The organism is Pseudomonas sp. GW821-FHT09D08 (assembly GCF_059416305.1).
Map to the genome: position 1 here is coordinate 164,856 of NZ_JBWKOX010000012.1, position 13,382 is coordinate 178,237.

10 protein-coding genes are annotated in these 13,382 nt (G+C 61.3%); 5 read left to right on the plus strand and 5 right to left on the minus strand.

Annotation, left to right across the window (positions count from 1 at the left end):
* Position 1 precedes the first annotated feature (1 nt).
* From AC07OP_RS20515 to AC07OP_RS20525, 3 genes are read left to right on the plus strand one after another with little or no spacing between them, the layout of a single operon-like run.
* A complete protein-coding gene (locus AC07OP_RS20515) occupies positions 2-1,429 on the plus strand; it encodes an O-antigen ligase family protein (protein ID WP_027603097.1) in 1,428 nt (475 codons plus the stop codon).
* Positions 1,429-2,847: a lipid II flippase MurJ gene (locus AC07OP_RS20520; protein ID WP_495102319.1), complete on the plus strand. Its 1,419-nt coding sequence runs from the start codon at positions 1,429-1,431 to the stop codon at positions 2,845-2,847. Before AC07OP_RS20515 ends, AC07OP_RS20520 begins: the two co-directional genes overlap by 1 nt.
* A 14-nt stretch (positions 2,848-2,861) precedes the next feature.
* On the plus strand, positions 2,862-3,896 hold the full coding sequence (locus tag AC07OP_RS20525) for an acyltransferase family protein (protein WP_495102320.1): 1,035 nt from the start codon (positions 2,862-2,864) through the stop codon (positions 3,894-3,896).
* Between the two features lie 36 nt (positions 3,897-3,932).
* On the opposite strand, the gene AC07OP_RS20530 is transcribed toward AC07OP_RS20525, so the two are convergent.
* From AC07OP_RS20530 to AC07OP_RS20540, 3 genes are all read right to left on the minus strand, one after another.
* Positions 3,933-4,508, minus strand: a complete 576-nt coding sequence (locus tag AC07OP_RS20530) for a DUF4174 domain-containing protein (RefSeq protein ID WP_027603094.1) — start codon at positions 4,506-4,508, stop codon at positions 3,933-3,935.
* Positions 4,509-4,672: 164 nt separating this feature from the next.
* Positions 4,673-5,305, minus strand: a complete 633-nt coding sequence (locus AC07OP_RS20535) for a glutathione S-transferase family protein (RefSeq protein ID WP_495102321.1) — start codon at positions 5,303-5,305, stop codon at positions 4,673-4,675.
* A 31-nt stretch (positions 5,306-5,336) separates the two neighbouring features.
* Positions 5,337-7,694: a DNA polymerase II gene (locus AC07OP_RS20540; RefSeq protein ID WP_495102322.1), complete on the minus strand. Its 2,358-nt coding sequence runs from the start codon at positions 7,692-7,694 to the stop codon at positions 5,337-5,339.
* A 218-nt stretch (positions 7,695-7,912) separates the two neighbouring features.
* Between AC07OP_RS20540 and AC07OP_RS20545 the strand changes: the two genes are divergently transcribed.
* On the plus strand, positions 7,913-10,150 hold the full coding sequence (locus AC07OP_RS20545; RefSeq protein ID WP_495102323.1) for a TonB-dependent receptor: 2,238 nt from the start codon (positions 7,913-7,915) through the stop codon (positions 10,148-10,150).
* A gap of 73 nt (positions 10,151-10,223) precedes the next feature.
* Here AC07OP_RS20545 and AC07OP_RS20550 read toward each other — a convergent pair whose 3' ends face one another.
* A complete protein-coding gene (locus AC07OP_RS20550; RefSeq protein WP_115488796.1) occupies positions 10,224-10,691 on the minus strand; it encodes an SRPBCC family protein in 468 nt (155 codons plus the stop codon).
* Positions 10,692-10,790: 99 nt separating this feature from the next.
* Here AC07OP_RS20550 and AC07OP_RS20555 point away from each other — a divergent pair, with 99 nt between their 5' ends.
* Positions 10,791-11,192, plus strand: coding sequence for a GFA family protein (locus AC07OP_RS20555; protein ID WP_043293198.1), 402 nt, complete (start codon positions 10,791-10,793; stop codon positions 11,190-11,192).
* Between the two features lies 1 nt (position 11,193).
* Here AC07OP_RS20555 and mrdA read toward each other — a convergent pair whose 3' ends face one another.
* Complete coding sequence (gene mrdA / locus AC07OP_RS20560; protein WP_065939427.1) at positions 11,194-13,086, minus strand: penicillin-binding protein 2; 1,893 nt, start codon at positions 13,084-13,086, stop codon at positions 11,194-11,196.
* Positions 13,087-13,382: the final 296 nt, after the last annotated feature.

Sequence of the window (13,382 nt, forward strand, 5' to 3'; positions counted from 1 at the left end):
AGTGAACCTGGCAAGCCTCGTCGCGATCCTCTTCGGCCTGCTGTTTGGCGCCCTCGCCCTGCTGCTGTCGCCGGCCAAGGCGTTCCTGGCCGTAGTCGGCCTGGCGGGGGCAGTGACCATCCTGCGCTTTCCGTTGTGGGGGCTGTTGCTGTTCGCCATGATCGCCACGTTCATGCCGTACTCGACTATCAACCTGGGGATCCGCAGCACCGTCAGCGAAGCGATCCTGGCCCTGACCTGGGGCGCGGTGCTGTGGCACAACTTCCTGGCCCGCCTGCCCGATACGCCCAGCCTGACCCGCCGTCCCACCGACCAGATGCTGCTGTGGCTGATGCTGTTCAGCGTGTTCCCGTTTATCGTCGGCCAAGTCACCGTCCACGCCGACAGCAGCGGCGTGGCCAACTGGCTGCGCTGGTTGCTGAGCCTGTCGGCGGTGTTCCTCTGCGCCAGGTTACTGGTGGACCGCAAGCAGCGTGAATCCTTGGTGATCGCACTGTTGCTGGGCAGCCTGGCGATGCTGGTGCTGTCGATTGCGGTGTTCGTGCGCACGCGCTCCGGGGCCGGCATTGCGCCGATTCTGGCGTTGTTCAACTACGGCAATTTCGACATGTTGAAATTTGGTCTGGAGGCCATGTCTTCGCGCATGGGTTCGCCGTGGATGCACCCGAATGCCATCGGCGGGATCATGGCATTGCTGCTGCCCCTGGCCTTCTGCTTCGGCGTGACCGAACAGGGCTGGAAACGTGCGCTGGGCCTGGGCGTCGCCTGCCTGGGCGCGGCGGCGTTGCTGTTGGCCAGCAGCCGTGGCGCGATGGTCAGCCTGGCGTTGGTGCTGGTGTGGATGGCTACGCGCCGCGTGCCCTACACCGGGCGCCTGCTGATGATCGGCGCGGCGCTGACCGTGGCACTGGTAATGGCCTACCCACCGTTACAGGAACGCCTGGCGACGATTTTCTCGTCGGACAACGCCAGTACCGAAGTGCGGTTCGATGAGTACCGCATGTTCCCGCAGGCGGTGGTGTCTTATCCGTTCGGGATCGGCTTCAAGGTTGACCCGCCGGTACCGGGCACCCACCTGTTGGGGATCTCCAACCTGTGGCTGAACTTCATCTACAAGACCGGCATCGTCGGCATGCTGTTCTTTGTGGCGGTGACCGTGCGCTGGTGGCGTGAGGCGCGTCCGCAAAAAGGCCCGATCCGCCTGACCAAGGACAATGCCCTGTGGCTGGGGACGACCGGCGGGATTCTGTCGGCGCTGGTCAGCGGCCTGTTCGACCACTACTTCAGTTTTGCAGTGGTGATGGTGGCGTTGTTCTGGCTGATGGTGGGCATCAATGTGCTGGAGGCGCGGCGGTTGTTTCCGGCGCGGCTGCCGCAGGTGAAGACCGTGGCCTACCGCAAACACCTGCCTGATGGGGCACGGCCCTGATGCTCGGCTCTGCCGCCTGGCTGACCCTGGCGACCTTGTTGGGCCTGTGCCTGGGGTTCGCCCGTGAATGGTTGCTGGTGGCGGCCTGGGGCGCCGGAGAGCGCAGCGATGCCTTCCTGATCGCGCTGTTTTTGCCGGAAGCGCTGCGCATGTCGTTGGCCGGCGGTGTGCTGAGCGCCGCCGCGCTGCCGTTGTACCTGCAACGCAAGCATGGCGAACGCCTGGAGTGGCTGGCGGTGCTGTTCCCGGCGTTGCTGCTGATCGCGCTGGTCATGAGCCTGCTGCTGACGCTTTTGGCGCCGTGGCTGGTGCAAGTGCTCGGCCCGGGATTGGCCGACACCGCCACAGTTTTGGCCAGCAGCAACCTGCAGATCGTCGCCTGGTGTGTGCCGGGCTTGATGTTGCATGGGCTGTTCAGCATTCCCTTGCAGGCCGGTGAACGTTTTGTCCTCGCGGGGCTGGGCTCGTTGCTGTTCAACCTGCCGCCAGTGACGTACCTCGCCCTCGCGGGCACCACCAGCCAACCGCACGCGCTGGCCCTGGCCTGCCTGGCCGGCAGCCTGTTGATGCCGCTGGCGCTGTTGCCGTCGATGTGGCGCCAAGGCTGGCGGCCATGGCGCTGGCAACTGAGCGTCGCACCCTTGCGGGAGCTGGGCCAGCGCATCGGCCCGCTGTTGCTGAGCAATGGCGCCAGCCAGGGGTTGGCGCTGATCGAGCGGCTGGTGGCATCGCTGCTGGGCGAAGGCGCGGTGACCTGGGTCAACCTGGCGCGCAAGCTGATGAACCTGCCGCTGATTGCGCTGATGAGTCTCAACCAGGTGCTGTTGGGCATGATGAGCCGCCGTCAGGGCGATGAGCGCCTGGCCCTGCTCAAGCGCGGCCTGGAAACCGCCAGCGTACTGACCCTGCCCGCCGGCGTCGGCCTGGTGGCGGCAGCCCCGAGCCTGGTGGCACTGCTGCTGCCCAAGCAATCGGCGGATTCACCGTTGCCGCTGCTGCTGGCCTGGTTTGCCGTGCCGTTGGTGTTCGGCGCCTGGAACGCCTTGCTCGCGCGCTATGCCTACGCCGCTGGCGATACGCGCCAGCCACTGCGCTGCGAGTTGCTGGGCAGCCTGGTCAACGTGTTGTTGCTGGGAGCGCTGCCCTGGGTGTTTGGCCTGGCCGGTATCCCCTTGGCCGCACTGGCCGGCGTGATCTGCACCGCACTGTTGCTGATGCAGCGCCAGGCCTTGCTCGACGCCCTGCCCTGGGCCCGGCACTGGCTGCTCAGTGCACTGCTGATGGGGCTGGCGGCGCTGATGCTGTTTGGTATTGAAGGCGTGTGGTTGCAACTGGGGCTGAGCACCCTGGCCGGCGCCGTGGTGCTGCTCGGCATGGGGCTGTGGCTCAAGCCGTGGCGCAAGGCATTGAATGATTGATCGGGAGCACTCAGGTGAAAAATCGCTGGATTCAAATGGATATCGCCAAGGGCATCGGCATCCTGGTGATCGTGTACGCCCACAGTTGGTTTGTCGCCACGTCGCCGGACTTGATGTACCCGATCCTGGCGTCGTTCGTACTGCCGTTGTTCTTCTTTCTGTCGGGGGTGTTTTTCAAACCTGAACAGCCGTTTGTCGAGATGGCGGTGCGTAAGGCCGACGGCCTGCTCAAGCCGTTTTTCTTCACCATGCTGGTGTATGTGATCGTGCGCGATGTGCTGCGCGGCCAACCGCTGCTGCCGGATATCGGCGGCGTGCTGTACGCCTCGGTGGACACCATCCCGTGGCAGGCGCTGTGGTTTTTGCCGCACTTCTGGGTGGCGATCCTGTTCAGTTGGGCGGTACTGCGGCTGATCCAGCGCCCGCCGCTGGCGCTGAGTTGCGCAGTGATGCTGGTGCCGCTGCTGATCGGCATCTGGATGCTGCCGTGGTTCTGGCAACTGCCGGTGACTCTCGGCGGGCAAACCTGGGTGCTGCCCGGCCTGCCCTTCAGCCTGGATATCACCCTGATCAGCAGCGCGTGTTTCGTCTACGGCTACCTGCTGCGTGACTGGCTGCGTACCCATGCGGGCTCCCTGCTGACCCTGCTGGTGTCGGTGGCGCTGTTCGCGGCGGTGTTCCTCTACCGGGGCGACACCATGGACCTGGCGCAGCGTCGCTACGACCACTGGCTGTGGACCAGCCTGCTGGCGGTGATTGGGGTGTACCTGTGCTGGGCGTTGGCGCGGGTGCTGATGGCGTCGGCCCTGATCACCCGGGTCATGACCTACATCGGCCAGTCGACCCTGATCCTGCTGATCTTCCATGGGGAGATCCAGCACAAGACATTCGACTTGATGGAGCGTCTGGGGCTGCACGCGTTTGTCGCGGCCTGTATCGGCTTTGTGGTGGCGGTGGTGGTGCCGTTGTTGATCGGGGAAGTGATCAAGCGGGTGGCGTTCCTGCGGTTTTTCTACTTTCCATTTCCGCTGCGCAAGGCTGCCAGATAACGGTAGGAGCGAGCGTGCTCCTACCGAGTATCAGGTTCAGTCATCCAGTTGTTGCGCGGCGGGCTTGCCGGCGTGTTTAGCCGGCTTGGCGCCCTTGGCCGGAGCCGGAGCAACGGGCTCGGGTTCCGGGGCGGCGGCGGTTTCTTTCTCGGCCATCGGCATCTGGTCGATGGCGCTGAAAAACTCTTTCAAGTCGAGGCTATCCGGCGGCACGGTCTTCTCGACTTTCTTCTCGCCATCCTTGCCCACCAGGATCACTTTGGTGCCGCTGCCGGCGCCCAGTTTGAGGGCGCGGATCAGCGCATTGGTCTCGGGCGGCGTGAGCTTCTTGTTGTCCTTGGGGTCCTTGGCGAACTTCTCCCCTTCGGCACCGATGCTGCCGAACTTCACGGTGTAGAACACCATGCTGCGCTCTTCAAAGGACTGCTTGGTGGCAGGCTCGTCCAGTTGTTTCTTGAGGGTCGCCAGTGTGTCGTTGCCGGAATCAAGCTCCACCACCACCAGTGGCCGGGCTTTGCCCAGGTCCTGCTTGAGCGGGTTGATATCATCAGCAGCCAACAGCGGCCCCGTAAAAGCCATCAAGGTAGCCAGGGTCAGCGACCGGATGAGCATGCGCACCTCCTTTGAATTCCATGCAGGGTTCTTGAGTTTCATGTCTGCGACAGTCAAATTCAAGGATGATTCCTACACCGCGTTCAGAAAGCGTAGGCCAGGACGCCCGCTCCGCAAGGACTTGGCGGCGACATGCGGCATTGTTTCCTTTGATTGCGGAAACATTACGAGACCTTCCAGCCCGGCCAATGGCGGGCAAAGACAGGCGCCACGATCGGGTCGGCATCCACCTGCGCCAGGATCTGGGCAAAGCCTGGCGCCAAGGCAGTCAAGGCCTCACGCGCCTCATCCCAGCGCGACACCGCCGCCGCCATGATGCCCAACGCATTCGGTGCGCCGTCGGGCGCGAACAGCTGGCCGGCAAACTGTTCCGCAAACACCACCCAGGCCTGATGCAGATAGCGGCGCGTGCCGGTGGTCAATTGCGTCTGCACCGCTTCATCGACGTTGCCCAGCCAGCGTTGCGGGTAGTCGATGATGCCGATCGCCGAATAACAATTGGCCGCGATGTACACCAGGCCGCGAATGATCTGGTCACGGTCGCCGCCCAGCAGATGCGCATCGGGAAACGCCAGGCCCAGGTGGATCAGGATCGCGGCACTTTCCGTCAGCACCTGCCCATCGGGGGTGACCAGGGTGGGCACCTGTTTGAGCGGGTTGATACGGGCAAGCTCGTCGCTGCCCTCGCCGTCGGCCCAGGAGGCGGCGTCCACCCGTCGCCATGGTACCGCGCACCGTTGCAGGGCGATTTCGATCATGCAGGAGCCGGATTCGTCGATGCCATAGAGTGTGTACATAGCCTTTCCTCCATTGGATGAATCAAGGATTTTAGAACAGGCCCATTTGCCCGCCGACCAGGGTGCTGAAATCGTCACTCACGAACGGCAGTATCGCATCCGCGACCGGTTGCAATTGCCGGGTGACGTAGTGGTCGTAATCAATCGGCGCCTGGCGTACTTCCAGCGGTTCGGGGCCGTTGACGCTGATCACATAGCGGATCCAGCCGCCGCGCTGGTACTGGCGCGGGCGCCCCAGGCGGTCGTTGTATTCATCGGCCAGGCGCGCCGCGCGTACATGGGGCGGCACGTTGCGCTCGTAGTCATCCAGTTGACGGCGCAGACGTTTGCGGTAGATCAGCAGTTCATCGAACTCGCCGCTCAAGGTCCGGCGCACGTAGTCGCGTATGTAGTCCTGATGGGGCTGGCGGTGGAAGATGCGCTGGTAGAGTTCCTGCTGGAACCGGCGGGCCAGGGGCGACCAGTCGCTGCGTACGGTCTCCAGGCCTTTGTAGATCATCTCTTCGCTGCCGTCGGCACGTACCACCAGGCCGGCGTAGCGCTTCTTGCTGCCCTCCTCCGCGCCGCGAATAGTCGGCATCAGGAAGCGGCTGAAGTGGGTTTCGTATTGCAGCTCCAGGGCACTTTGCAGACCGAACGCGCTGTGCAGGTGCTCGCGCCACCAGGTGTTGACGTGCTTGACCAGCGCCTGGCCGATACGGCTGGCGTCGTCCTGGGAATGCGCGCTGCCGAGCCACACGAAGGTGGAGTCGGTGTCGCCGTAGATCACCTCATACCCCTGAGCTTCAACCAGTTCGCGGGTCTGGCGCATGATCTGGTGGCCGCGCATCGTGATCGAGGAAGCCAGGCGTGTATCGAAAAAGCGGCAACCGCTGGAACCGAGTACGCCGTAGAACGCATTCATGATGATTTTCAGCGCCTGGGACAGCGGCGCGTTGTGCTCACGCTTGGCCTCTTCGCGACCTTCGGAGACACGCGCAACTATGGCCGGCAGGCAGTGCCGGGTGCGAGAAAAGCGTGCACCGCGAAAGCCTTCGACGGAGTCGCTGTCGTCGGGGTGCTTGAGGCCTTCGATCAGGCCCACCGGGTCGATCAGGAAGCTGCGGATGATCGACGGGTAGAGGCTTTTGTAATCGAGCACCAGCACCGATTCGTAGAGGCCGGGGCGCGAATCCATGACAAACCCGCCGGGGCTGGCCTGGGGCGGTTTGTCGCCCAGGTTCGGCGCGACGAAGCCCTGGCGGTGCATCAGCGGCATGTACAGGTGGGTAAATGCCGCCACCGAGCCGCCGTTGCGGTCGGCCGGCAACCCGGTGACGCTGGCGCGCTCGAGCAGGAACTTGAGCAGCTCGGTCTTCTCGAAAATCCGCGTGACCAGCTCGCAGTCCTTGAGGTTGTAACGCGCCAGGGCGGGCTTGTCCTCGGCGAACATGCGGTTGATTTCGTCCATGCGTTGATACGGTGTGGAGATGTCCTTGCCCTCGCCGAGCAGGGTTTGCGCGACGTTTTCCAGGCTGAAGGATTCGAAGCTCCAGGTGGCCGAACGCAAGGCTTCGATACCGTCGATGATCAGGCGCCCCGCCGCTGCGGCGAAGTAATGGTTGCGGCTGCCGTGTTCGCGCCAGGCCATGGGCTCATCGCCGCGACCGAGCATCAACGGCACGTTGAGGCGCTGGGCATGTTCGTGGAGTACGCGCAGGTCGAACTGCACCACATTCCAGCCGATGATTGCATCGGGGTCATGGGTGGCGAGCCATTGGTTGAGGCATTCGAGCAGTTGGACGCGGGTGTCGCAGTAGTCGAGCTTGAAATCCACCGCGTCCGTCTTGTTCGGCGGGCCGAGCATGTACACCTGGCGTTCGCCGCAGCCTTCTAGGGCGATGGAATAGAGGTCGCCCTGGGCGGTGGTCTCGATGTCCAGGGACACCAGCTTGAGCGGCGGCCGGTAGTCGGGCGCGGGCTTCATCTGCGCATCGCACAGGGCACCGCCGGCATCCGGTGTACCCCCGAACCAGACCGGAGCGGTGATGAAACGCTCCATCATGTAGCGTTCCGGCGGGCGCACATCGGCTTCGTAGACATCGACACCGGCGGCGCGCAGGCGCTTTTCCACGTCCATCAACTGGCGGTGCTGGCGCGTGTAGAGGCCCAGGACCGGGCGGTGATGGAAATCGCAGAGTTGCAGCGGGCGCAATTCGATATCGCGTTCACCTTTGAGCAACCAATCCAGCGGCTTGCGATGGGCCTCGGGAATAAACATCACCGAGGTCTGCATGGGTAGGCGGATAAACCGTGGCCCCTGGTCTGTGGCCAGCCAGAAACTGACCTCCGTGCCCGCCGGGGTGTCGCGCCAATGCCGGGTCAGGACAAAACCCTGCTGTAAATCCACCGTACCGCACCTCAGGAATAGCTTTCAGGCGTTGATTCTACGCGGCATCTGCGCAAACGCGGCAGGTAAACGCGCACGCAGACTGCAATCTGACAAATTTGTTGCACGCCGTTAATAATAATTACTATCATCTGCGCCGGAGTCGTATTCGCGCAGTGAGGAAGCGCAACGCCTGTTGCCCCTCTTCTCACATTGACGGTTCGCCGTCAGGATCGACCATGCCCACCCGTAGCCCATTCGCCGTGCCGTTTCGCCCGACCTTGCTCGCCCTTTGCTGTTCCCTGAGCCTTGCCGCCCATGCTGCAACCCCAGTCAACCCGCAGGATGCGAACAACCGTCAGGACGGCAGCACACTGGAATTGGGTGCCACCACTATCAACGCCGACGGGCCCGCACCGGGTGCCCTTCCCCCCGTGTACAGCGGCGGCCAGGTGGCACGCGGTGGTCAATTGGGAGTGCTGGGCAGCCAGGACATCATGGACGTCCCCTTCAGCATGGCCTCCTATACCGAAAAATTGATTCGTGATCAGCAGGCCGAGACCGTCGGAGATGTGCTGCTCAATGACTCGTCGGTGCGCCAGGCGTCGGGGTATGCGAACCAGGCGCAGACCTTCATGATCCGTGGCCTGCCGTTGAACGGCGATGATATTTCCTACAATGGTTTGTACGGCATCCTGCCACGTCAGATCATCTCTACCGACGCCTTGGAGCGTGTGGAAGTGTTCAAGGGGCCCAACGCGTTTATCAACGGCGTGACACCGGGCGGCTCGGGGATCGGCGGCGGCGTGAACCTGCAACCCAAGCGCGCCGATGATGTACCGCTGCGTCGCTTCAGCACGGATATCAGCAGCGATGGCCGTGTAGGCGAACACGTGGATATCGGCCAGCGGTTCGGCGAAGACAATCGTTTTGGTGCACGGGTAAACCTGTCCCAACGCGAAGGGGATACCGGTATTGACGATGAAAACCAGCGTTCCAAACTGTTTGCCCTCGGCCTGGATTACCGCGGTGATGCTTTGCGCGTATCGAGTGATTTTGTCTATCAAAAGCAGCGCATCAACGGCGGGCGCAATTCGGTATTCCTGGGTACCGCCACCCATGTACCGGATGCGCCTTCAGCAGACACGAACTATGCGCCGAGCTGGAGCAGTACCAACCTTGAAGACAGCTTGGGAATGCTGCGCGCCGAGTATGACCTGAACGAAAACTGGACGGCTTATGCGGCAGCCGGTGCCAAACACAGCCGTGAAATGGGCCAATATTCATCGGTGACCCTGACCGATAACCTCGGCAATGCCACATCCAGCCGCTCGACCATCGCGCATGAAGAAGACAACTCCAGTCTCATGAGCGGCCTGAACGGCAAATTCCAGACTGGCGTCGTCAGCCATCGACTCAACTTCGGCCTCGCGGGCATTTGGACCCAGGCACGTAACGCCTATGTCTTCAACGGCTCACCGAGTGCGACCAATATCTACACGCCTGTGACTGGCGCACCACCGACCCTCAACAACCCGCGCAATACTCCGGGTACCGATTTCAGCGACCCGACCATTACCGCCAAGACATTCGTGCGCAGCGTAGCCGTCTCCGACACCGTGGGCTTCTTCGATGACCGCCTATTGGTGACCGTCGGCGCACGTCGCCAGCAGATGGTGGTTCAGGGTTACAACTACATGAGCGGTACACGCACCGCCAACTATGACGAATCGATCACCACGCCGGTCTACGGCATTGTGTTCAAGCCATGGGAACACGTGTCGGTGTACGCCAACCGCATCGAAGGCTTGGCCCAAGGACCGGTTTCCCCGCTCGTGGCAGGCACCCGCACTGTCATTGGCGGCGGGCAGGCCTACGCGCCCGCTCGCTCCAAGCAGATCGAAGCGGGCGTCAAAGTGGACATGGGTACCTATGGCGCTACCTTAGGGGTTTATCGTATCGAGCAGCCTGGAGCAGGTTACTCGGAGGTCGTCGATGCAACCACCGCACGCTACGTTCGTGAAGGCCAGCAGATCAATAAAGGCGTCGAATTGAATGTCTTCGGCGAACCGGTCAGCGGCCTGCGTTTGCTGGGTGGTGTGACCGTGATGAAGACCGAGCTCAAGGACACACAGAACGGTGCCAACGATGGCAACCGCGCCATTGGTGTACCGTCCTTCCAGCTCAACGCGGGCGTGGACTGGGATGTACCCACCCTGCAAGGCGTGACCCTCAACGGGCGCATGCTGCGCACCGGTGGCCAGTACGCGGATGCAGCCAACAACTTGAGCCTGCCGGCCTGGAACCGCTTCGATATAGGCGCGCGCTATACGTTCACGCTGGACCAGCGTGATGTAACTCTCGGGGTTACTGTGGAAAACGTTGCTAACGAAAAATACTGGGAGTCGGCTCAGGGCGGGTTCCTGAGCCAGGGCGATCCTCGCGTAGCCAAGTTGTCCGCGACGGTGGATTTCTAACCGTAAGGCCATTCCCCCGTGAACATTGGGAACGACAAAGACGGGCATCCGTTAATGATGCCCGTTATGCGGCTCACGCCCTACGTGCTTTGCTCAAATAGTTTTCGATATTGCCCATCTGATCGTCCCAGCCACGGGAGTTCATCTTGAAGGCCTTTTGCCGACGAGCCTCCGGCACCGCGTTGAAACCGGATTCAACCACCCGCAGCAAAATGCCCGGCGCCCGATCCTCAATGGTGAATTCCACCAGTGTCGGGGTTTCCTTGTCGTAGTCGACGCCCTCTTCCACTGCGAAGGGGTGCCACCAGAAAGAGAACAATGTTTGCGGCAGGATGCGTTCGATTTTGGCTTTCCAGATCACGTGTTCGTAACCTGGGTATGTAATCGGCGCCTCTATGGTTTCCCCTGCCACAAAGGCTTTGCCCTTGAGGGCGATACCAAACCAATTACCGAATTGCTCGGCATGGGCGAGCGCTTCCCAGACCTGTTTACGTGAAGCGTTCAGCAGAACTTTTCGCTCAATGCGATCTAATACGTGCATAAGTCACCTCCTCCATTGACAGTAGGCGACACCAAATAATGCGCAACCTCAGGTTGTAAGCAATCATGATGACCCCGTCCTTGAACCGGCAATACGTTTATGACTGACCCATTGAATGGAAGTTGCTTCTGCAAAGGTGTCCGCTATCAGGTGGACCAGTTGGACATGCCTATCAGCCACTGCCACTGCGCAAGCTGCCGCAAAATACATGCGGCGCCGTTTGTGGCCACCGCTGGCGTAATGCGCGAACATTTTCGCTGGACGCGGGGAGAGGAGCTGTTGGCGTCCGTTGAATCTTCGCCGGGCAAGCTCAGGCATTTCTGCTCACGCTGTGGCTCCCATCTGATAGCAGAGCGTGGGCATCAGCCCCATGTGATCGTGCGGGTAGCGACGCTGGACGATGATCCGGGCGTCAGGCCCACCTCGCACATCTGGACGGCCCATGATGTGCCCTGGCTTGCCCATGAGGGCATCGAGCAATGGGACGAGTGGAAGGCATGACTTAAACGTGGGGGTCACCTGGCGCTTTTGCCGGCGTCGCATATTGCGGCTTCAGGTGACCGTCCTGGTCGAGTAGCCAGGCATCCATGATTTGCCGCACCACCGGACCCGCGACGCGACCACCGGCCTCACCGTTTTCGATCATCACCGAAATCACGATCTTCGGATGTTCGGCCGGAGCGAAGCCAACGAACAGCGCGTTGTCGCGATGGCGCTCCAGGGTTTTTTCGCGGTTGTAACGCTCACCTTGCTTGATCGCAACCACTTGCGCAGTACCGCTCTTGCCGGCAATGCGGTATTGCGCCCCTTGTGCGGCGGCCCGGGCGATACCTCGCGGGTCATGCATCACCAGCTGCATACCGTGATTGACCTGCTCCCAATCACGCGGATCCTTGAGGACGACGTTGGGCATGGGGTTCTGGTCCACCGGCGGCTCGCCATTGATCGTCTTGGCCAGGTGCGGTCGATTCCACACGCCTTTGTTGGCGATCAACGCCGTGGCCTGGGCCAATTGCAGCGGAGTGACTTGCATGTAACCCTGTCCAATGCCGAGGATCACGGTTTCCCCCGGGAACCAGGGTTGGCGCCGTGTGGCGCGCTTCCAAGCCTGGGATGGCATCAAGCCAGCGGACTCTTCGAACATGTCCAGGGAGACTTTCTGGCCAAGGCCAAACTCCGCCAGGTAGTCGTGCAGGCGGTCGATGCCTAACTTATGGGCAAGGTCGTAAAAGTAAGTGTCGTTGGAACGCATGATGGCCGCGTCCATGTCTACCCAGCCATCGCCGCTGTGGTTCCAATTGCGGTATTTGTGGTCAAAGTCGGGGAGCTGGTAGTAACCGGGGTCAAATACACGGGTCTGTGGGGTGACGACACCGCTGTCGAGACCAGCGATGGCCACTTCCGGCTTGATGGTCGAACCTGGCGCATAGAGCCCCCGGAGGACGCGGTTGAAGAGCGGCCGGTCAATGGAGTCGTGCAGCGCGGCATATTCCTTGAAACTGATGCCGGTGACGAACAGGTTCGGGTCAAAACTCGGCTTGCTGACCATGGCCAGTACTTCGCCGGTTTGCGGATCGAGGGCAACCACCGAGCCACGGCGATCACCCAGGGCCTCTTCCGCAGCCTCCTGGAGCTTCACGTCGAGGCTCAGGACGATATTTTTGCCAGGGATCGGGTCGGTGTGCTTGAGCACACGGAGTACGCGGCCCTGGGCATTAGTCTCGACCTCTTCGTAGCCGACATGACCATGCAGTTCGGACTCGTAGAAACGCTCGATACCGGTTTTGCCGATGGACTGCGTGCCACGGTACTCCACCGAGTCGAGGGCTTTGGATTCTTTCTCATTGATCCGCCCCACATAACCGATGGAGTGGGCAAAGTGCGCCCCCAGCGGATAGTGACGGACGAATTGCGGTTCTACGTCTACCCCTGGCAGGCGGAACTCATTCACCGCCAGCAATGCAATTTGTTCTTCGGTCAATTCGTAAAATAATGTCACGGGAACGAAGGGGTGGCGTGCCTGCTTCAGGGCCTTGTCGAACAGCGCACGGTCTTCTACGGGCAGGTGCAACAAGTTGACGATAGCGTCGAGTTCGCCCTTGAGGTCAGTGGTGCGCTCGCGGGTGATGGTGAGGTTGTAGCTGGGTCGGTTATCGGCCAGCAGCACGCCATTACGATCATAAATAAGGCCGCGCGTCGGAGTGATGGGCAGCACGTGGACACGGTTGTTTTCAGAAATCGTGGAGTGGTAGTCGAACTGTACGACTTGAAGGAAATACATACGCCCTACCAGCGCACACGTAATGCCTATCACCAACAACGCACAAGCGAGCAGGCGCTTGTTGACCAGGCGGTTTTCTTTTTCGTGATCTTTAATCGGTATAGGTTCAGGCATTTCTACAGCATCTCGTTGAAGAAGGTTGACGCCGCATCCTGCGATGAAAGATCAGTCCTTGGGAAATGTGCTGCACCATACCAAAAATGCAGAAACACTTTGCATTGAATTCCCCAACGGCACTCTGAACTGAGTTCCCTCTCGACGGGTACGGTGATACGGCAGCTGCCCTTGAAAAGAATCAACAGCTCATCCGCCTAGGCGTACCCACTTTTTGACCGCCCAAAACAAAACCCCATCTGCTTTCGCAAATGGGGTTTCGGAATTTAATCTTGACGATGACCTACTCTCACATG